Genomic DNA, 20,158 nt, shown 5'->3' with positions numbered 1-20,158 from the left:
TGGGTGTCATCCTTTTCAGCTTACGGCCTTCCCGGCGGTAGTTGTAGGGGGCGGGTCAATAACCGGCTTCGGGGTCGACGGTATGGATGGCTTCCCCCGTCTCAAAGGCGAGAAGCGCCTCGGCCACCTGGTCCAGTGCCGCGCCCAGGGGGGTGGGGCCGGCCATGTGCGGAGTAACCCATACCCGAGGGTGGCGCCACAGCGGGCTGGCTTCGGGAAGCGGCTCCGCGGGGAAGGCATCGAGCAGTGCCCCTCGCAGCCGGCCCTCCGTGTCTTCCTTGCCCTCTCTCTCTGGACCAAGCGCGTCGAGCAGGGCGGCCTCGTCGATCAGGGAGCCGCGGCCCGGGTTGATCAGGGTGGCGCCCTCGGGGAGCTTCGCGAGGGCGGCCGCGTCGATGACATGGCGGGTCGCGGGGGTGTCCGGCAGCAGCAGGACCAGGCTTCTGACCCGGCCGAGCAGTTCATCCAGCCCCGCCTCGCCATGATGGCAACTGATGCCCTCGAGCGACTTCTCCGAGCGGCTCCAGCCATGCACCGGAAAGCCGTCGGCGGCCACCATGGCGGCGACCTTCGCGCCGATGGCGCCCAGCCCCAGCACGCCGACCGGCCAGTCGACCTTGTCGACCACCGCGTGCTCGTGCCAGTCGCAGCGAGCCTGCTGGCGGCGGTAGCGATCGAAGTCACGCTGGAAATGCAGGATGCCATAGCGCACATAGTCACCGATCAACTCCGCCATGCCGGCGTCGCGCAGCTTCACGATGGGTACACCCGTTGGGAGCCCCGGATTGCCCAGCAGCGCATCCACCCCGGCGCCCAGGTTGACGATGCCCTTGAGGCGCTCGGGCTCGCCGAGCAGCTCGGCGGAGGGCTTCCATACGGCCAGATAGTCCGCCTCCCGGCGCTTCTCGGCCGGGGCGCTGCTGGTAAATACCTCCGCGTTCGGCAGGCGCTCGGCCAGGGCGTCCCGCCATCGTTCGGCGTCGTCGATATGGACCAGTACCTTCATGTCCTCTCCTGGACTTGTCGTGGCCTTTCATCATGAGAGCGTGCGAGGCTGCGAACAAGGCTGACGAAGCAACCATGACACAGCAGCATGAAATGCTTGACCACCTACCGTGGGTTGGCAGTAACCTCCTTCCAGGGGAATCGATAGACTCTCCCGAAAGCCCGCGGTCTCCATGAGGCCCGGTGCTTCGATGGTGATGCGGCCCCCGGCCCGGCCTTCTCAGCCCAGAGAGGGCCGATTTTCTTGATAATGCGATGGCGAGTGGCTTCATGATCAAGGTTTCCCTGCCCTTCACTCGTGAGGAATACGCGACCCGCCTGTGGAAAGTGCGTGCCGAGATGGCCAGCCGCGGTATCGACGTGCTGATCGTCAGCGATCCCTCCAACATGGCCTGGTTGACCGGCTACGACGGCTGGTCTTTCTACGTGCATCAGTGCGTGCTCGTGGGCCTGGCGGGTGAACCGGTGTGGTACGGCCGACGTATGGACGCCAATGGGGCCCTGCGGACCTGCTGGATCGATCCGGACAACATCACCTATTACCCGGATTACTATGTGCAGAATCCGGACATGCATCCCATGGACTATCTGGCCCAGACCATCCTGCCCGATCGCGGCTGGCACGAGGGCGTAGTGGGCATGGAGATGGATAACTACTATTTCACGGCCAAGGCCTATCAGAGCCTGCTGCGCGAGTTGCCCCATGCCCGTTTCATGGATGCCAACTCGCTGGTCAACTGGTGTCGAGCCATCAAGTCACCCCAGGAGATCGAGTACATGCGTGTGGCGGCCAAGATCGTCGAGGGCATGCACACGCGAATCCTAGAGGTGATCGAACCGGGCCTGCCCAAGAGCAAGCTGGTCTCGGAAATCTACCGCGTCGGCATCGAGGGCTGGCGGGACGAGCAGGGCAAGATCTACGGCGGCGACTACCCCGCCATTGTACCCATGCTGCCCACCGGCAGTGATGCCGCCGCTCCGCACCTGACCTGGGACGACACGCCGTTTCGCGAGGGCGAAGGCACCTTCTTCGAGATTGCCGGGGTCTTCAAGCGCTACCATGCGCCGATGTCGCGGACAGTCTTTCTGGGCAGACCCCCCCAGGAGTTCGTGCGCGCCGAGTCGGCGTTGCTCGAGGGCATCGAGAATGGCCTGGCGGTGGCCAAACCCGGCAATCGCACCGCGGACATCGCCATGGCGTTGGGTGCGGCGATGGACAAGTACGGCTTCGACCGTGGCGGCGCTCGTTGCGGCTACCCCATCGGCATCAGTTATCCCCCGGATTGGGGTGAGCGCACCATGAGCCTGCGCCCCTCCGACGAGACCATCCTGCAACCCGGCATGACCTTCCACTTCATGCCGGGCCTGTGGGAAGAGGAGTGGGGCTTGGAGATCACCGAGAGCATCCTGATCACCGAGACCGGCTGCGAGACTCTGGCAGACTTCCCTCGCCAGCTTTTTGTGCGCTGAGCCGCCGTAGATAATGAACAAGGAGTTCCCTGACATGACCAAGCGTCCCAGCCCCATCTCTGCTACCGTCGACTTCGACGCCGACGGTGTCCAGCACGGTTTCCTCAAGTTGCCGATCTCCGTGGATGACTCCGCCTGGGGAGCGGTGATGATTCCCGTCACCGTGGTCAAGAATGGTCAAGGGCCCACGGCGCTGCTCACCGGTGGCAACCACGGCGACGAGTACGAGGGGATCACCTCGCTGCTCAAGCTGTCGAGCTCACTCAAGGCCGAGGATGTCCGGGGCCGAGTGATCATCGTGCCCTGCATGAACCAGCCGGCGGTGATGGCTGGCAAGCGTACCTCAGGCCTTGATGGCGGCAACCTCAACCGCAGCTTCCCCGGCGACCCGAATGGCAGTGTGACCGAGAAGATCGCCGACTACTTCACACGGGTGATGGTGCCGATGAGCGACGTGGTGCTCGACCTGCATTCAGGCGGGCGCACCCTGGACATCATTCCTTTCGGTGCCTCCCATGTGCTGGAAGATAGCGAGCAACAGCGCCAGGCCCTGGAAGGCGCCAAGGCCTTCGGCGCCCCCTACGCCATGATGATGTTCGAGCTCGACGCCGCGGCGCTGTTCGACACCGCGGTAGAGAGCCAGGGCAAGATCTTCGTGGCCACCGAGCTGGGCGGCGGCGGCACCTCCACGCCACAGAGCATGTCGATTACCGAGCGCGGCGTGCGCAACTTCCTAGTGCACTACGGCCTGATGGCCGGCGAGGTGGAAATGCCGGCCGAGCCCCAGGTCTATCTCGATATGCCCGATGCCAGCTGCTACGTGCAGAGCGAGCACTCCGGCGTGCTTGAGCTCTGCTTTGCCCTGGGCGAGCGGGTTGAAAAGGGCGAGGTGGTGGCTCGGGTCTTTGATCCGACGCGCAGCGGCACCGCACCGGTGGAATATCGTGCCGGACGAGGTGGCGTGCTGGCGGCGCGACGTCACCCCGCGCGGGTCAACATGGGGGACACCATCGCGGTAATTGCCGATATCGTCGACACCCTCTCATGAAACTCGACCGCTATGACCTGAAGATCCTCGAGATCCTCTCCCGCGACGGCCGCATCACCAAGTCGAGGCTCGCCGAGGCGATCAATCTCTCGGTCAGCCCCTGCTGGGAGCGGGTTCGCCGGCTCGAGAAGGCCGGTATCATCGAGGGTTACAGCGCGCGCATCAATGCTGGAGCGCTGGTCAAGCGCACCCCGGTATGGGTGCAGATCGAACTCAAGCAGCACAACGCAGAGAGCTTCGCGCGTTTCGAGGCGTTGGTCCACGCCACTTCCGAGGTCACCGAGTGCGTGGCCGTGGGCGGAGGTGTCGATTACCTGATCAAGTTTGAAACCGACTCCATCGATGCCTACCAGCGGCTGATGGATGCCTGGCTGACGGGGGAGGCCGGTATAGAGCGCTACTTTACCTATATCGTCACCAAGACGGTGAAACGCCCGGCTCCGGGCTTCTCCCCAGACGACCTGGCTTGAGGCTCCTTCCTGGCCGAGCGAAATTTCAGCGTTGATATCACCGCGGTCCTTATGGCATAAGCTGTTAGCAGGAGGGTGGACCGAGGTTCACCCGGCCGGGCGATCCCACCGGCATGCTCCTGATGGTGCCGGTCATGTTTGTTGGATAGTTGACAGCGCCCTGGAAATTTCCGAGATCGCCTGACGCAGAGAGACCAAGATGTCCTATTTCACGATTGCCGGGGTGCAGATGCACGCCCTGCACCATGGTGACAATACCGAGGCCATGCGCCACCGGATCGACGTGCTGATGAGCCGTTTCCCGCAGGTGCAGATGGTTCTGTTCAGCGAGCTGATGCCCATGGGGGCTTCGCCGCACCACGCCCAGTCGATGCCCAGCAGCAGCGAGGCCATGTTCTGCCAGATCGCCGAGCAGCATCGCATCTGGCTGATCCCGGGCTCGATGTTCGAGCATACCGACAACGGCATTTTTAACACCCTGTCGGTGATCAACCCCCACGGCCAGGTGGTGGCCCGCTACCGCAAGATGTTCCCCTTCCGACCCTATGAGGCCGGGGTGGAGAGCGGCAGCGAGTTCGTCACCTTCGATGTGCCCAATGTGGCTCGCTTCGGGGTATCGATCTGCTACGACATGTGGTTCCCCGAGACTACCCGTACCCTGGCCGCCATGGGTGCCGAGGTGATCCTTCACCCGACCATGACCGACACCATTGATCGTGACATCGAGCTGTCCATCGCTCGCACCAATGCTGCGGTCAACCAGTGCTACTTTTTCGATATCAACGGCGCCGGCGCCCTCGGCAACGGTCGTTCCATCGTGGTTGGCCCCTCCGGTGACGTCATTCACCAGGCTGGCACCGGCGAGGAGATCATGCCCATCGAGATCGATCCCAGTCGGGTGCGTCGTGAGCGCGAGACCGGCCTGCGAGGCCTAGGTCAGCCGCTGAAGAGCTTCCGCGACAGGTCTGTCGACTTCTCGCTCTACCGCAGCGATTCACGTTCAAGCCCCTTCCTCGACACCCTCGGCCCGCTGCAAAAGCCGTTGCGCGCCGACGTCGAGGAGTACTAACTCTTCGCCTGCGGGCAGTGCAGCAGATAAGTAGAGGAGATCCCATGCTGGTGTCACTTGTTCGACTGCTGCGCCGCCTGTTCGGTAATTCCCCGGCAGCCCCTGCCGTGCGCAAGGCGCCCAATGCCTCCCCCGTCAACGATGGAGCGACCACGATGAGCAAAATAACAAGCATTGCCGATGTCCGCCGCCACTTTCGCAACAACAAGGAGCCGATCTATTTCATATCGGCCACCAACTTCAACTTGCTGGGTATTGGCGACTGGGTGGGGAATTTCCGCCACATCAACTACATCGATTGCTTCGAAGGACAGCAGCGCAACGTCTTCGTGCCCAAGGAGAAGTTCCCTCGGGATTTCGAGAGCATCGAGGACATCAACAACTACCTCCTCGAGCACAAGGAAGTGATCGACTACATTCAATCGCGGGCGGACGGCGAGAATGCCGGCGTGGCCGCCTTCCTGATGTTCGACGAGCATACCGAGGAAACCTGCAAGCAGCTCGGGCTCCGCGTGGCGTTCCCCCCGGCGAATCTGCGCAGCCGCATGGACAACAAGATCGAGACGGTTCGCATCGGCAACAAGGCCGGCGTGCCCAGCGTGCCCAATGTGCTGGCCAAGGTGGGCAGCTACCAGGAGCTCTGCGAGGTGAGCAAGGAGCTGGGTAATGACCTGGTGGTGCAAACCGCCTTTGGTGATTCTGGCCACACCACCTTCTTCATCTCCAGTGAAGACGACTACTACAAGCATGCCGAGGAGATCGAGGCCGAATCCGAGGTCAAGATCATGAAGCGGATCAACTGCCGCGGGTCGGCTATCGAGGCTTGTGCGACCCGCTGCGGCACCGTGGTGGGGCCGTTGATGACCGAGCTGGTGGGTTTCAAGACGCTGACCCCCTACAAGGGCGGCTGGTGCGGTAACGAGATGTTCTCTGGCGCCTTCGACCAGTCGATCCGCGACAAGGCGCGGGAGTACACCTTCCAGTTCGGTGAGGCGCTTCGCGAGGAGGGCTACCGCGGCTACTTCGAGCTCGACTTCCTGATCGACATGGACAACGGCGAGGTCTATCTGGGTGAGCTCAACCCCCGAGTCACCGGCGCCAGCTCGCTGACCAACGTGGCCGCCTTTGCCCACTCGGACATCCCGCTGTTTCTCTTCCATTTGCTGGAGTTCTCCGACGTCGACTTCGATCTCGACATCAACGAGATCAACGAGCGCTGGGCGCACCCCGAGAGCGTCGACAGCTGGAGCCAGCTGGTGATCAAGCACACCGACGAGAGCGTCGACCTGCTCACCACCGCCCCGCGCACCGGTGTCTGGAAGATGGCCGGCGACGGCAGCGTCAGCTACGACCACTACAGCTATCACCCGCATGCCGCCGAGAATGACAGCGAGGGCTTTTTCCTGCGCATCAGCGGAGCGGGCGACTTCCGCTATGAAGGGGCCGATCTGGGTATCCTGATCACTCGGGGACGGCTGATGCACGATGACTTCCAGCTCAACGAGCGCGCCAAGGCGTGGATTGATGGCATCCGTGGCCAGTATGCCGGCCAGTCGTTGCAGGACCCGGTCGTGCAGGAAGTAGCCGTCAGCCATGCCGTCGGCGGTGGCAACTTCAAGATATTGTGAGTTCCGGGACCGTTTCTCTGCCGCCCCGGGAGGTGCCGTCGGCTGACATGGACAAGATGCTCGATTTCCGGACCCTGCGCGAAGATACGGCCGGTTCCCGGTGGCAGGCGCTGTTCGCCTACCACTGGCCTGCCTACGAGCAGTGGTACCTTAGTGAGGGAGAGCGCGAGCGGCCGGGCTATCTTGCCTGCTACAACGCCCTGCGCCGCCACATGCCGGAGCTGCTTGGCACCTATCGCACACTCTGCGAACTTGCCGGCGGCGGCGACCTGGCCGCGCGTTTCCTGAGCCTCTACCAGCCACCGCCCTATATCACCGGCTGTTCTCAGGCGGTGCTCGCCAGCCCCGAGTCCACGGTGCTGGCGCGCAACTACGACTACCCACCGGAGCTGTGTGAAGGCACGATCCTTTACACCCACTGGAACGAGCGGCGAGTGATCGCCATGTCCGACTGCCTGTGGGGCGTGCTTGACGGCATGAACGATCGCGGGCTCGCCGTGTCGCTGGCCTTCGGCGGGCGCAAGGCGGTGGGCGAGGGCTTCGGTGCACCGATCATCCTGCGCTACCTGCTGGAGTTCTGTGACACCGTGCCCGAGGCTTCCGAGGTGCTGGCCCGGGTGCCCACCCACATGGCCTACAACATCACCGTGGCCGACGCCGCTGGCCGCTATGTGACGGCAATGATCGGTCCGGATCGCCGTGCCAGCATTCGCCGTGTGCCGGTTGCCACCAACCACCAGAAGAGGATCGAGTGGTACGCCCATGCCCTGGCCTCGGAGACCCTGATCCGTGAGCGCCAGCTATCGATCCTGGTGGACGACGAGGCCACTACCGAGGAGCGGCTGATCGCGGCCTTCTCGGCCCCGCCGCTGTTTCGTCACGACTACCGGCGTGGCCTGGGGACCGTCTATACCGCGGTCTACCATCCTCAGTCGGGGCGCGCCCAGTTCCACTGGCCCGGCATGAATCTGGACCTTAATTTCGACGACTTTCCCGAGGAGCGGATCACCGTACGCTACGGAACCCGCGCGCTTCACGGCGGCTGATCCGTACCACCCCTGATCGCTGTTCCTCGAAAACAACAAGCAAGGATGGGTGTTGCCATGCAAGAGACGAGTCATACCGAGACGCCCTATACCGCCCTGGGCTTCTATCACAAGATCTCCCAGCTGCGTGCCGACACCTGGAATGCGCTGAAGCGTGATCTTGGTCAGTTGATCCACCTGGAAGACGAGGCCCGTGTCAGGAATATCGTCAAGGCCATCGATATCAAGATGACCCGGCTCGAGATCATCGAGGACTACCACGCCTTTCCCTCCAAGGAGGACTTCCGCCACCTCTGGGCGTTGTTCAATCGGGGCGAGTATGTGCTGCTGGAGAAGGTGGTCAAGCGCCTGGTGCGGGCGCTGATCAGCGAGTCCTACCGGCGGCGTCATGTCGATCTCTCAGAGACCGATGCCGATGCCGAGGATCTCGAGACCCTCGATGCCCTGGCGCAGCTGCGCCGCGGGCACCCGGCGTCGAACAGCTCGGCCCAGCCCTACTTCGAGCTGCTGATCGTCGACAACCTCTCGGCCCCAGAGGAGGAGGTGGTCCGCGAGGCCTTCCATAACATGCGTCGCCCCGAGGACCGCTTCGTCTACGACGTGGTCACGGTGCGCAGCTTCGAGGATGCGCTGATCGCGGTGCTGGTCAATCCCAACATCCAGGCCTGTCTGATCCGCTACGAGTTCCCCTACAAGTCGAAGTACAATCTGAGCGCTCTGCGCAGCTACCTGGAAGGGATCTCCGAACAGTCCTTGGAGAACCAGTCCGAGGCCGAGCGTAGTATCCTGCTAAGCAGCATGATCCATGAGCTGCGTCCTGAGATCGACCAGTTCCTGGTCACCAGTGGCGACGTGGAAGCGACGGCGAGTCGTGATATCCGTCACTTCAACCGCATCTTCTACCGCGAAACGGACTACATCGAGCAGCATCACACCATCCTGCGCGCCATCGACAACCGCTACCGCACGCCCTTCTTCGATGCCCTGCGCGAGTACAGCCGCAAGCCCACCGGGGTCTTCCATGCCATGCCCATCTCGCGGGGCAAGTCGATCACCCGCTCCCACTGGGCCGGGCAGATGATCGACTTCTACGGCATCAACATCTTCCTCGCCGAGACCTCGGCCACCTCCGGCGGGCTGGATTCCCTGCTGCAGCCCTACGGGCCAATCAAGAAAGCCCAGGAGTATGCCGCACGGGCCTTCGGGGCCCGCCAGAGCTTCTTCGTCACCAACGGCACCTCGACCGCCAACAAGATCGTGGTGCAGGCGCTGATCAAGCCCCGGGATATCGTGCTGGTCGACCGCGACTGCCACAAGTCACACCACTACGGCATGGTGCTGGCCGGTGCCCACGTGAGCTACCTGGACTCCTACCCACTGCATGACTACTCCATGTACGGGGCGGTGCCGCTCAAGGAGATCAAGAAGACGCTGCTCGAGTACAAGCGTTCGGGCCAGCTGCACAAGGTCAAGATGCTGCTCTTGACCAACTGTACCTTCGACGGCGTGGTCTACAATGTGCGCCGAGTGATGGAGGAGTGCCTGGCGATCAAGCCCGACCTGGTCTTCCTCTGGGACGAGGCCTGGTTCGCCTTCGCCGGCTTCAACCCCACCTATCGGCCGCGCACCGCCATGCATGCCGCCCGCACCCTCTGTGATCGCTTCGCCAGCAAGGGCTATCGTGAGGAGTACGACGCCTGGAAGGCGGAGTTCGACGCCCTCGATCCCGACGACGATGCCACCTGGCTCGACCGGCCCCTGCTGCCCGATCCCGATCAAGTGCGTATCCGTGCCTATGCCACCCACTCCACCCACAAGACCCTGACATCGCTGCGCCAGGGGTCGATGATCCACGTCTGGGACCAGGACTATCGCCAGAAGGTCGAGGCACCGTTCCACGAGGCCTACATGACCCATACCTCGACCTCGCCCAACTACCAGATCATAGCCTCGCTGGACGTGGGGCGCATGCAGGCCGAGATGGAGGGCTTCGAGCTGGTGCACGCCCAGGTGGAGGCGGCACTGTCGCTGCGTGAGCAGCTCTATACCCAACCGCTGCTGCAGAAGTACTTCCGGGTGCTGATCAACAAGGATATGGTGCCGTTGGAATATCGGCAGTCTGGGGTCGAGACCTTCTACGATCCGGTCACCGGCTGGAACAAGATGGAAGAGGCCTGGGCCAATGACGAATTCGTCGTCGATCCCAGCCGTATCACCATCGCCATCGGTGCCACGGGTATCGACGGAGATACCTTCAAGAACGAATACTTGATGAATAAGTACGGCATCCAGATCAACAAGACCTCGCGCAACACCGTGCTGTTCATGACCAACATCGGCACCACCCGCGGCTCCATCGCCTACCTGCTCGACGTGCTGATCAAGCTGGCCAAGGAATTTGAGTATCGCTGGGAGGAGAGCAGCCGTCCGGAACGCAAGATCATCGAGAATCGGGTCCACTCGCTGACCAAGGAACTGCCGCCGCTACCGGACTTCAGCCGTTTCCACGCGGCCTTCCGTCCCGATCCCGACGGCAACACGCCGGAAGGGGATATCCGCTGTGCCTACTTCCTCAGCTACGACGACGAGAACACCGAGTACCTGCGCTTCGATAATGGCGAGGTGCAGGCGGCCATGCGGGCTGGTCGCGACGTGGTTTCCGCCAGCTTCGTGATCCCCTATCCGCCGGGTTTCCCGGTACTGGTCCCGGGGCAGGTGGTCAGCGAGGAGATCCTCTACTTCCTGCAGGCGCTGGATGTCACCGAGATCCACGGCTACCGCCCTGAGCTGGGCCTGCTGGTCTTCACCGAGGAGGCGCTGCACAACCCGCCGGCGGGTTGAGCGCCGCCACGCGACTGACTACTGGCGGCCCGCAGAAAAAACCGCACCTTTGCGGCACAGGACAAAAAATCCTGTGCCGCCTTGCGTAAGTAACAAAAAGTCCTGTCCTGCCAAAGCCTCTATCCTGACCCCATCGAGCCGCTCTGTTGCATTACGAACAGGCGGCTCGCCCGTTTTTAACTTTTTCTCGGCGCCCAGAGCCGCGCCGGAACATTACCGGCGTTGACACACGCCGGTGCGTCAGGGAGGTACAGCATGACTCTGTCCAGTAAGCTCAGCGATCCACGTCTGCTTCGTCAATATGCCTATGTCGACGGCAAGTGGACCCATGGCGAGGGCGGCCGCGAGGAGGCCGTGTTCGATCCGGCCACCGGAGAGGCGCTGGGGCATATTCCCTGGCTGGAACCTCACCAGATCACCGCCACGGTGGATGCTGCCGAGGCCGCCTACATCCACTGGCGCGCGCTACGCGTGGACGAGCGCTGCGAGCGGCTGCTGGCCTGGTATGACCTGCTGCAGGCCAATCGCGAAGACCTCGCAACCATCATGACGTTGGAGCAGGGCAAGCCGTTGCCCGACGCTCGCGGCGAGGTCGAGTATGGTGCCAGCTTCGTGCGCTGGTTCGCCGAGGAGGGCAAGCGCACCTTTGGCGATACCATTCCCAGCCACATCCCCAATGCGGCACTAGGGACCATCAAGGAGCCGATAGGTATCGCGGCCCTGATCACCCCCTGGAATTTCCCGCTGGCGATGATCACCCGCAAGGCCGCTGCCGCCATGGCTGCCGGTTGCACGGTGATCGTCAAGCCGGCCGGCGAAACGCCGTTCTCGGCGCTGGCGCTGGCAGAACTCGCCGAGCGTGCCGGCATCCCGGCCGGGGTGTTCAACGTGGTACTGGGCGATCCTCCCGAAGTCTCGCGCATACTGTGTGCCGAGGATCGCGTCAAGGCGCTCTCCTTCACCGGCTCCACTCGTGTGGGCCGGCTGCTGCTGGAGCAGTGTGCCAACACCGTCAAGCGCGTCTCGTTGGAACTTGGCGGCAACGCGCCCTTCATCGTCGGCCCGGACATGGACCCCAAGGAAGCGGCCCTCGCCGCGGTGGCGGCCAAGTTTCAGACCGCCGGACAGGACTGCCTCGCCGCGGACCGCATTCTGGTCCACGAGTCGATCCATGACGCCTTCGTCGAGCATTTCGCCGAGCGCATGGCCGCGCTGACCGTGGGCAATGGCCTCGAGCCGGAGATCGATCTGGGGCCGCTGATCCATCGCCAGGCGGTAGAGAAGGCCGCGGCCATCGTCGACGACGCCATCTCCAAGGGTGCCACCCTGGTGGCCGGCGATCAGAGCCAGGCGCCGGGTGAGAACTTCTTCATGCCGGTGCTGCTCACCAACGTGACCCATGACATGAAGATCTGGCACGAGGAGAGCTTTGCCCCGGTGGCCGGCATCACCGCCTACGCCGATGACGATCAGGTCATCGAGATGGCCAATGACACCGAGTACGGCCTGGCGGCCTACATCTACACCCACGACATCCGCCGCATCTGGAAGATCATGCGGGCCCTGGAGTTCGGTATGGTTTCGGTGAACTCGGTGAAGATGACCGGTCCGCCCGTGCCTTTCGGCGGCGTCAAGCACTCCGGCTTAGGCCGTGAGGGCGGGATCACCGGCATCGACGAGTACCTGGAGACCAAGTATTACTGCCTCGGCGCCCTCGGCTCCGTCTCCGGTAGCTGAGTCCGTTTGCCAGTTTGGTGAATCACCTCCCCGGCGGAATGCCGGGGAGCCCTGACGAAAAATAGAGAGAACACGATGAACCAGCAGCACCAGGACCTGATTGCTCGCGACCGCAAGGTGACCTTCCATGCCTCCACTCACCTGCGCGACTTCGCCCAGGGTGACGCGCCGGGTCGCGTGATCACCGGCGGCAAGGGGATCCATATCGTCGACAGGGATGGCCGCGAGTTCATCGACGGTTTCGCCGGCCTCTACTGCGTCAATATCGGCTATGGCCGCACCGAGGTGGCAGAGGCCATCTATGAGCAGGCCTTGCAGATGTCCTACTACCACACCTACGTGGGGCACTCCAACGAGCCGCAGATCGCCCTGTCCGAAAAGATCCTCGAGCTCGCCGGCCCCGGGATGTCGAAGGTCTACTACGGCATGTCAGGCTCTGACGCCAACGAGACCCAGCTCAAGATCGTGCGTTACTACAACAACGTGCGCGGCCTGCCGCAGAAGAAGAAGGTCATCTCGCGCATGCGTGGCTACCACGGCTCCGGCATCGCCTCGGGCTCGCTGACCGGTCTCAAGGCGTTTCATGACCACTTTGACCTGCCCATCGACACAATCCACCACACCGAGGCGCCGTTCTACTACCAGCGCGCCGCGGAACTGGAGGGCATGAGCGAGCGCGAGTTCTCGGAACACTGCGCGACGAAGCTCGAGGAGATGATCCTCGCCGAGGGACCGGAGACCGTCGCCGCCTTCATCGGCGAGCCGGTGCTCGGCACCGGGGGCATCGTGCCGCCGCCGGAAGGGTACTGGGCCGAGATCCAGGCGGTGCTGGCCAGGTACGACATTTTGCTGATCGCCGACGAGGTGGTGTGTGGCTTCGGGCGTATCGGTGCCGATTTCGGCAGCCACTTCTACGGCATCAAGCCCGACCTCATAACCATCGCCAAGGGCCTGACCAGCGCCTATCAGCCGCTCTCCGGCGTGATTGTCGGTGACCGCGTGTGGAAAGTGTTGGAGCAGGGGGCCGGCGAGTACGGTCCGATCGGCCACGGCTGGACATATTCCGGTCATGCCCTGGGCTGTGCCGCCGGCCTGGCCAATCTGGCGATCATCGAGCGAGAAGGCCTGACCGAGAATGCCGCCGAGACCGGCGCCTACCTGCAGCAGCAGATGCAGGCCGCCTTCGGGGATCATCCCATCGTCGGCAATGTGCGCGGCGTTGGTATGCTGGCGGCACTGGAGTTCGCCGTTGACCCGAGCCGTCGTGTTCCCTTCGATCCGGCACACAAGGTGGGACCGCGCATCGCTGCTGCCGCGATGCAGGAGAACTTGATCGCTCGCGCCATGCCCCAGGGGGATATCCTGGGCTTTGCGCCGCCGCTGGTTACCACCCGCGAGGAGGTCGACGAAATCGTCTCGCGCGCCGAGCGTGCGGTAGACGCGGTACTCGACGAGCTGGTGCGCGAGGGTGTCGTCAAGACGGCAGCAGATACGGTCGCCTGACGGCTTTCTCGTCCCGGGGCGCCAGGAGGTCGCCGTGCGAGACTTGTCGCGGCGCGTTTCGTGGCACAGGCTGGGGGGATTTCACCGATGGAAGGAGCAAGGGGATGGCAACGGTACTCGCCTTCGATGTATACGGAACCCTGATCGACACCCACGGCGTGGTCGCCGAACTCGAGCAGCGTCTCGCCGGGCAGGACCGCTCGGACCTGGCTCCGGAGTTCTCGCGGCGCTGGCGTGACAAGCAGCTGGAGTACAGCTTCCGGCGTGGCCTGATGGGTGCCTACGCGGATTTTTCCCTGTGTACCCGCGAGGCGCTGGAGTTCACCGATCGCGCCCTGCAGACGCGCTTCTCGGAGACCGACAAGGAACACCTGATGGGCGTCTATGCGCGGCTGCCGGCTTTTCCCGAGGCGTCGACCGCACTGGATCGCCTCGCCGAGGCGGGGGTCCGTTGCGTAGCCTTTTCCAACGGCAGCCGCGAGGCAGTCGAGGGCCTGCTGGAGCAGGCAGGGATTCGCCAGCGCTTCGAGTCGGTGGTCAGCGTCGATGAGGTCAAGCGTTTCAAGCCCGACCCGGCGGTCTACGCTCATCTGCGTTATCGGCTGGAAAGCGAGCCTGGTCACACCTGGTTGATCTCCAGCAACCCCTTCGACGTCATCGGCGCCCGGTATGCCGGCCTGCATGCTGCCTGGGTACGCCGTGTTCCGGATGCGCCGTTCGATCCCTGGGGAATCGAGCCCGACATCACGGTTCCTGACCTCGATGCCCTGGTCGAGCGGCTAGGCTAGCCTCACCGGCATCACACATGAACGCCCTGCGGCTGGAGAGCCGCGGGGCGTCTTGGTAGAGCGCGTTCGGAGGGCGAGCTTAGAGGGCGAGCTTAATTGGCCAGCTCGCCGACGCTGACGGTGCCTCGATCGGCCATCTGCACGGGACGTTCGTCGTCACGGGTCCAGGCGGCCATCGAGCCGTCGTACATGGTGACATTATCCAGCCCGCCGATCTCGCTGAGCTGGAACCAGCCGCTGGCGGCCCAGTGGCCGGTGTTGCAGAAGGCCACGGTAGGCGCGTCGTGATCGAGCTCCAGTTCATTGATGCGGGCCATCAATGAATCCGGTTGCAGGTAGTAGGCTCCTTCGCGCGCCTCGAGGCTGCCATCATGGGGCAGGTTCACCGAGGCCGGGATGGTGCCTGGGACGCGGGCGGCGGGTGACTGGTTTTCGCCTCTGTAGAAGGCAGGTGGCCGGGCATCCACCAGCTGTTCACCCGCCTCACGTGCCGCTTCCACCTCCTCGGTGGTGGCCAGCAGCTGCTCCTGCAGCGTGGCCGAGAAATCGACCGTCTCGGGGTCGCTCGCCGAGCCGCTGGCGATCTCGAAGCCCTGTTGCTCCCAGCCGGTGAAGCCGCCGTTGAGGATCGTTACCTCGTCGTGGCCCAGGGCCTTGAAGGTCCAGTAGATGCGGGCGGCGCTGCCGAAGTCGGTAGGCCCGGTGCCAGCCGGGACCACGACCACGGTATCGTCGTTGTCGATACCCAGGCCGCCGATCAGTGTCTCGAGGTCCTCGACATCGGGCATCAGTCCGGCCACGCCGTCGCGGGACTCGCGCCAGCCGGCATCGGTGTAGCTGCTGTAGCGACTGCTCGGGATGCGGGCGGCCTCGAAGCTCTCCCGGTCGCCGCCGTCATCGATGGCGGAGCGCACGTCCAGCACGACCAGATCATCGCTGCCGAGTTGTCCCTCGAGCCATTCTGCGTCGACAAGGGGGGAGGGATGCAGGGCATGGGCCGGGCCGGCGATGGCCAGGGCGGCGGTGGCGATAAGCAGTCGGGAACGCATCGGGAAGTCTCCTCGTCAGGGTTGCAGCATGGCGTACATGCTGCAACGGGAGGGCGCTCCCTTGCCAAGAATGCTTCCTGACACATCTAGCTCATCAGGTTATATAAAATCACTCTTTTATCTCTTATCGCCTCTTTCTTTAGGCATCTTCAGCCTTGCCACGCATGTTCGGCGAAGGCCTCGTCGAGTTCCGGGTGGTTGACGTGGTTGGAATAGTTGGAGAGCGTCTTGACCGCCAGGGCCAGCACGATCTGCAGCACCTTCCCCTCGTCGAAGCCGGCCTCCAGGAAGGCCTTGACGTCCGCCTCGCCGGGCTTGCCCCGGGTCTCGAACATCACCTTGGTGAACTCGGCGAGTGCCGCCAAGCGCTCGTCTGGAATCGGCTGGTCATTGCGAATCGCCTCGGTCACTCCAGCCTGCACTTGGGACATCTTGTCGGCCAGCATACTGTGGGCGGACATGCAGTAGCCGCAGCCGTTGAGCCGGCTGATGGTCAGGAATACGACCTCCTGCTCGGGCGGTGCAAAACCGGAGTCCTCGCGGAACAATTCATACCCGTGCAGGTAGGTGTCCAGGACGCCCGGTGCCTTGGCCATGCCTTCGTACATGTTGGGCACGAAACCCAGCGTGGCATTGGCCTTCTCGAGCAGCGGCTTCGCCTTGGCGTCGGCGTTTTCGAGGGTCTGGGGTGAGAGTTGCATTTGATAGTCGGCAGACATGGGTATGCCTCCTGTGTTGTCGTGGGTACTGCGGTGACACCATTTCTGTATCAACCGTTCCAGAAATGGCAAGAGAAAAGGGGCGTTCAATGTTGCAGGCCGCCCAGGAGCAGCTCGACCGCCTGGCTGGCCTGCTCGGCATCTGCTCCGCTCTTCAACAGCGTCCTGAGCCCGGCCATGCCCATCGTCAGGTAGCTGGCCAGGGCGTCGGTATTCCGGCTCGAGGCGATGTCTCCCTCCGTCTGGGCCCGACTCACTGCTTCGTGGAACAGTGCCGTGATGGCGGCGATGCTGTGGCGGGCATGCTGAGAGGGCAGGCCGTCACGCTGGCCGAGCTCGCTGGCAGAGTTGAAGATCAGGCATCCCTGAGCGGCACGATCACCGCCGGCCTCCTGCGCCGTCTCGCGGAACAGGCTCGTCAGGAAGGTCATTGCCGAGGGCGCCACCTCCAGGCGACGACCCAGGCGCTCCACCAGTGACTCGCGATAGCGTCTCAGGGCCTCGAGGAACAGCTGCTCCTTGTTGCCGAAAGCCTGGTAGAGGCTGCTGCGCGAGAGGCACATGGCCTCCAGCAATTCCCGAGTCGAGGAACTTTCGTAGCCTCGATTCCAGAAGACCTGCATGGCGGCGTTGGCAGCCTCGTCCGGGCTGAATGCGATGGGTCGTCCTCGTGTCATGTTTTAGAATTTAGTACTGATCGTTCCATAAATCAAGGGGCGACAGATCGCATTCTGGTTGCTATCGATGTAAGGAGCGTGTGAGAGCAACGACTCAAAGAGAAGGTGACCGCAGTAACGAATAGCCCATGAGATGGCCGTAGAGGAGAACTCGAGCATGACGGAGCAGCATTCGCCGACAAGACGCTTCTGGCTGGGCGGCAAGCGGGCGGCCGAGCAGGACCGGTTCTTCCGTGAGGCCCTGGAGCCTCTGGGCTGGCAACTGGGGGACGAGCAAGACTGGGACGCCGGCTGGATCACCGGTATGCCGGATGCCGCACAGTTCCGTCGGGTTTCGCCGGCTCGCAGGATAAACCACTTCCCGGGCAATGCGGCGCTTACCGTCAAGAGTCGTCTCCACGACAGCCTTTCCACTCTGCGCGAGCGCATCCGGGAGAGCCATGGTGCCCACCATGATCTTGCCCGGCGACTGGAATTTTTCCCCCATGCCTACGTGATGCCTGGTGATTACCATGCGCTGCAGGAGGCCGCCCTGGCCAACCCCGACCAGCGCTGGATCCTCAAGCCCACCAATGCCTCCAAGGGCAAGGGTGTACGCGTGCTGAAGGATGTCGCCGAAGCGCCGCTCGCCCAGGACTGGCTGGTACAAGAGTATGTGGCCAATCCTCACACCATTCGCGGTCACAAGTATGTGCTGCGACTCTATGTGCTGATTACCTCCCTGGAGCCGCTGCGTGTCTACCTCTATCGCCAGGGCTTCGCCAAGCTGGCCTCCGAGCCCTGGGATCCCGAGGATGCCGACAACCCCTTCAGCCAGCTGACCAATCCGGACATCAACGCCCTGAACAGCAGCGCTGAGGTGCCGGTGGAGTTCATCGATCTGGAGCGATACCGGGCCTGGTTGAGAGATCAGGGGCACGACGACGCTGACCTTTTCGCGCGGATCGACGACCTGGTGGCCCTGACCGCAATCTCCGCCGTGGATGCCATGCGCAGCCGCACGGCCGAGGTCGGCGCCGATCCGCGTGGCTGCTATGAACTGCTGGGACTCGACTGCCTGGTGGACGACACCCTCAAGCCGTGGATCCTGGAGTGCAATCTCAGCCCCTCGCTGGGGATCTGTGCCGCCCCGGAGACAGGAGGGCGCATCGAGGAAGCGGTCAAGGGCGGGCTGGTTCAAGACATGGTCTCGCTGATCGATATCCCCGGCGAGGCACTTTCCGAAACGGCCGAGACGGATACTGCCGAGCATGGCCCAGATGTCGCCGCTCGGTTGGTCGTCGAGGCCGAAGCCGAACAGGCTCGTGCCGGAAGTTTCCGTCGGCTGCTGCCGGCTGCCGAACCGGAGCGCTACCTGCCCTATTTCACGTTGCCCACTCCGGCTGACCTCTTGCTGGCTGAAGGGCTGACGGGGCGTTCTCTGCCGCGCCCGCGGCTTCAGCGTCGCCACGTGGCCGAACTGGTCGATGAAGAGCGCCTAGCGCTCTATGACACACGTAGCGGTCGCTATTATCGCCCCAACGACACGGCGGCCCTGACCTGGTTGCTGGCGACCGAAGGCCTGGATCCCGATGCCATCGCCGACGAGCTGGCACGCGCTACTTCCGAGGCCGGGGTGCCGGCGGAGCGTACGGCAATGCGGCGTGATGTGTGGAGCACCCTGCATGACTGGTGCCGTACCGGCCTGCTCTGCCAGCAGGGTGTCGTGCCGCAAGCGCTGGCGGGAGACCATGGCCCCCATGGTCAGACGACGTCGGTATCGCCGTCGGGGCGGGCCATGAGGCTCAGCCTGGACGGTCTCCAGTGGTCGCTGGATGTAAGCAGCGGTCCCGCCCTGGCGCGGTTGGCGACATGGTTCGGCGGGCGGCTCTCGCCACTGGCCGATGAGCCGGCAAGCCGGCTGCCGCGGCTGATGGTGCTGCGCGAGTCCGGCGGCTATGCCCTGGCCGCCGACGACTGGCTGATAGCGTCGCGGCTGACGTTGGCCCAACTGGCCCCGGTATTGACGTCGCACCTGATTCGCCAGGCTGCGATTCCCGGCCGCCCTGTGGTTGATGCTGGTCTACTGGTCACGCCGCAGGGTACCGGTGTGCTCTGCCTGCTACCCGACGAGGAGGAGAGCCGCCTGTTGATGCAGCGGCTAGAGGAGTCATCGGGTGGCGTGCTGACTCGCGGCGTGCGTCTGAACCTCGCGAACCCGCAAACAGCCGAGCCTCTGGATTTCCCGCTGCCGGGCGTTACCGATGTGGACTCAAGCGAGTTGCCCGACTCCGTGACAATTCGCGGCATGCTGCTGCCGGACGATGAATCTGGTGCTGGTGAGAGTGCGCTCACCGCGATAGATCCGCTGAGAGCGCTTGGCGCCCTGCTGCCGAATTGCCTGACCGGCGATGGTCAGGCGCTGGATGCCCAGAGCGTGACGCTTCTGAGCGAATGGCTCGCCACTCTTGTCTCGAGCACCGTGAAATCAGGGCCGGATGCGCCAGATGCTGGCTCTCTGGCCGAATGGTTGATTACCCGGGTAGAACCCGACCCCTCGCTCGGTCGCCCTGCCATGGTGAAGGGATGATCCGGGGCAAGAGCATACGGTGATGCTATGGCATCACCGACGACGAAGCCGGCCCCAAGAGCCGACTTCACTGCAAGACGGCATGCTCAGCATGTCGCCCACTATGCACCAAGGAGGTCATGATCATGACACTACAAGATGAGAAGCGTCGTAGTCTGCTGAGTCGCCTCAGTCGTCAGTTCGGCTATACGGCACCGGCACTCGCCCTGGTCGCCAGCGGTGCTGCCTTCCAGGCCGTGGCTAGCGAGACATCCCCTGAACTCGGCTATACCAATGGCCAGGAGGCTCCCCTGATGCTTGCCGAGGCTCACGCCGAGGGCGGCGCCGAAGCAGAAGGTGAGGCCGAGGGTGAAGCAGAAGGTGAGGCCGAAGGCGAATCGGAAGGTAAGGCCGAAGGCGAAGCGGAAGGTGAGGGCGAAGCAGAGGGCTGAGCCTTTCTCTCCCCATCAGCGGGAAACCAGGTCCGTCACCAAGGTGGCGGCCTGGCCTCTTCCCTTTCCGCCTCAAGGCGGTTCCCTTACATAACTCGTAGCGGAACC

Annotated in this window: 16 protein-coding genes; 12 read left to right on the top strand and 4 right to left on the bottom strand. The window is 63.5% G+C overall.

All coding sequences use genetic code 11. The annotated features are described in order from the left end of the window. Positions 1–55: 55 nt before the first annotated feature. Complete coding sequence (locus tag U5L98_RS00390) at positions 56–1,006, bottom strand: glyoxylate/hydroxypyruvate reductase A (RefSeq protein ID WP_322556373.1); 951 nt, start codon at positions 1,004–1,006, stop codon at positions 56–58. 269 nt (positions 1,007–1,275) lie between these two features. Here U5L98_RS00390 and doeA point away from each other — a divergent pair, with 269 nt between their 5' ends. The 10 genes from doeA to U5L98_RS00340 all read left to right on the top strand — a co-directional run bounded on the left by doeA (position 1,276) and on the right by U5L98_RS00340 (position 14,605). After that, a complete protein-coding gene (gene doeA, locus U5L98_RS00385) occupies positions 1,276–2,475 on the top strand; it encodes an ectoine hydrolase DoeA (RefSeq protein WP_322556372.1) in 1,200 nt (399 codons plus the stop codon). 34 nt (positions 2,476–2,509) lie between these two features. Next, positions 2,510–3,523, top strand: a complete 1,014-nt coding sequence (gene doeB / locus U5L98_RS00380; protein WP_322556371.1) for a N(2)-acetyl-L-2,4-diaminobutanoate deacetylase DoeB — start codon at positions 2,510–2,512, stop codon at positions 3,521–3,523. After that, positions 3,520–3,993: an Lrp/AsnC family transcriptional regulator gene (locus U5L98_RS00375; protein ID WP_322556370.1), complete on the top strand. Its 474-nt coding sequence runs from the start codon at positions 3,520–3,522 to the stop codon at positions 3,991–3,993. The genes doeB and U5L98_RS00375 overlap by 4 nt, the downstream gene beginning before the upstream one ends. 199 nt (positions 3,994–4,192) lie before the next feature. Next, a complete protein-coding gene (locus U5L98_RS00370) occupies positions 4,193–5,062 on the top strand; it encodes a carbon-nitrogen hydrolase family protein (RefSeq protein WP_322556369.1) in 870 nt (289 codons plus the stop codon). A gap of 44 nt (positions 5,063–5,106) precedes the next feature. After that, entirely contained in the window at positions 5,107–6,690 is a 1,584-nt protein-coding gene (locus U5L98_RS00365) for a biotin carboxylase (RefSeq protein ID WP_322556368.1), read from the top strand. A 47-nt stretch (positions 6,691–6,737) separates the two neighbouring features. Continuing rightward, complete coding sequence (locus U5L98_RS00360) at positions 6,738–7,736, top strand: C45 family peptidase (protein WP_322556367.1); 999 nt, start codon at positions 6,738–6,740, stop codon at positions 7,734–7,736. Positions 7,737–7,793: 57 nt separating this feature from the next. Then, positions 7,794–10,577, top strand: coding sequence for an aminotransferase class I/II-fold pyridoxal phosphate-dependent enzyme (locus tag U5L98_RS00355; protein ID WP_322556366.1), 2,784 nt, complete (start codon positions 7,794–7,796; stop codon positions 10,575–10,577). Between the two features lie 255 nt (positions 10,578–10,832). Beyond that, a complete protein-coding gene (locus tag U5L98_RS00350) occupies positions 10,833–12,314 on the top strand; it encodes an NAD-dependent succinate-semialdehyde dehydrogenase (protein ID WP_322556365.1) in 1,482 nt (493 codons plus the stop codon). A gap of 75 nt (positions 12,315–12,389) precedes the next feature. Beyond that, a complete protein-coding gene (locus tag U5L98_RS00345) occupies positions 12,390–13,817 on the top strand; it encodes an aspartate aminotransferase family protein (protein ID WP_322556364.1) in 1,428 nt (475 codons plus the stop codon). 104 nt (positions 13,818–13,921) lie between these two features. Next, positions 13,922–14,605 (top strand): haloacid dehalogenase type II, encoded by a 684-nt coding sequence (locus U5L98_RS00340; protein WP_322556363.1) that lies wholly within the window; start codon positions 13,922–13,924, stop codon positions 14,603–14,605. Between the two features lie 92 nt (positions 14,606–14,697). Here U5L98_RS00340 and U5L98_RS00335 read toward each other — a convergent pair whose 3' ends face one another. The 3 genes from U5L98_RS00335 to U5L98_RS00325 form a co-directional block, all read right to left on the bottom strand. Then, positions 14,698–15,654 (bottom strand): sulfurtransferase, encoded by a 957-nt coding sequence (locus tag U5L98_RS00335; RefSeq protein WP_322556362.1) that lies wholly within the window; start codon positions 15,652–15,654, stop codon positions 14,698–14,700. Between the two features lie 149 nt (positions 15,655–15,803). Next, entirely contained in the window at positions 15,804–16,373 is a 570-nt protein-coding gene (locus U5L98_RS00330) for a carboxymuconolactone decarboxylase family protein (RefSeq protein ID WP_322556361.1), read from the bottom strand. A gap of 86 nt (positions 16,374–16,459) precedes the next feature. Continuing rightward, complete coding sequence (locus U5L98_RS00325; RefSeq protein ID WP_322556360.1) at positions 16,460–17,050, bottom strand: TetR/AcrR family transcriptional regulator; 591 nt, start codon at positions 17,048–17,050, stop codon at positions 16,460–16,462. Between the two features lie 157 nt (positions 17,051–17,207). Here U5L98_RS00325 and U5L98_RS00320 point away from each other — a divergent pair, with 157 nt between their 5' ends. After that, positions 17,208–19,619, top strand: a complete 2,412-nt coding sequence (locus U5L98_RS00320; RefSeq protein ID WP_322556359.1) for a PqqD family peptide modification chaperone — start codon at positions 17,208–17,210, stop codon at positions 19,617–19,619. Positions 19,620–19,744: 125 nt separating this feature from the next. Further along, complete coding sequence (locus U5L98_RS00315; RefSeq protein ID WP_322556358.1) at positions 19,745–20,050, top strand: hypothetical protein; 306 nt, start codon at positions 19,745–19,747, stop codon at positions 20,048–20,050. Positions 20,051–20,158: the final 108 nt, after the last annotated feature.

Origin of the sequence: Halomonas sp. (genome assembly GCF_034520545.1) — a bacterium.
In the GTDB taxonomy this organism is placed as follows: Bacteria; Pseudomonadota; Gammaproteobacteria; order Pseudomonadales; family Halomonadaceae; genus Halomonas.
The sequence above is the reverse complement of the archived record's forward strand: the minus strand, read 5'-3'. Positions and strand labels throughout refer to the sequence as shown.

Coding starts and splice junctions, on each gene's coding strand:
- doeA (WP_322556372.1), top strand. CDS start 1,276: ATGATCAAGGTTTCCCTGCCCTTCACTCGTGAGGAATACGCGACCCGC.
- U5L98_RS00340 (WP_322556363.1), top strand. CDS start 13,922: ATGGCAACGGTACTCGCCTTCGATGTATACGGAACCCTGATCGACACC.
- U5L98_RS00355 (WP_322556366.1), top strand. CDS start 7,794: ATGCAAGAGACGAGTCATACCGAGACGCCCTATACCGCCCTGGGCTTC.
- U5L98_RS00370 (WP_322556369.1), top strand. CDS start 4,193: ATGTCCTATTTCACGATTGCCGGGGTGCAGATGCACGCCCTGCACCAT.
- U5L98_RS00320 (WP_322556359.1), top strand. CDS start 17,208: ATGACGGAGCAGCATTCGCCGACAAGACGCTTCTGGCTGGGCGGCAAG.
- U5L98_RS00390 (WP_322556373.1), bottom strand. CDS start 1,006: ATGAAGGTACTGGTCCATATCGACGACGCCGAACGATGGCGGGACGCC.
- U5L98_RS00360 (WP_322556367.1), top strand. CDS start 6,738: ATGGACAAGATGCTCGATTTCCGGACCCTGCGCGAAGATACGGCCGGT.
- U5L98_RS00375 (WP_322556370.1), top strand. CDS start 3,520: ATGAAACTCGACCGCTATGACCTGAAGATCCTCGAGATCCTCTCCCGC.
- U5L98_RS00350 (WP_322556365.1), top strand. CDS start 10,833: ATGACTCTGTCCAGTAAGCTCAGCGATCCACGTCTGCTTCGTCAATAT.
- U5L98_RS00365 (WP_322556368.1), top strand. CDS start 5,107: ATGCTGGTGTCACTTGTTCGACTGCTGCGCCGCCTGTTCGGTAATTCC.
- U5L98_RS00315 (WP_322556358.1), top strand. CDS start 19,745: ATGACACTACAAGATGAGAAGCGTCGTAGTCTGCTGAGTCGCCTCAGT.
- U5L98_RS00345 (WP_322556364.1), top strand. CDS start 12,390: ATGAACCAGCAGCACCAGGACCTGATTGCTCGCGACCGCAAGGTGACC.
- U5L98_RS00335 (WP_322556362.1), bottom strand. CDS start 15,654: ATGCGTTCCCGACTGCTTATCGCCACCGCCGCCCTGGCCATCGCCGGC.
- doeB (WP_322556371.1), top strand. CDS start 2,510: ATGACCAAGCGTCCCAGCCCCATCTCTGCTACCGTCGACTTCGACGCC.
- U5L98_RS00325 (WP_322556360.1), bottom strand. CDS start 17,050: ATGACACGAGGACGACCCATCGCATTCAGCCCGGACGAGGCTGCCAAC.
- U5L98_RS00330 (WP_322556361.1), bottom strand. CDS start 16,373: ATGTCTGCCGACTATCAAATGCAACTCTCACCCCAGACCCTCGAAAAC.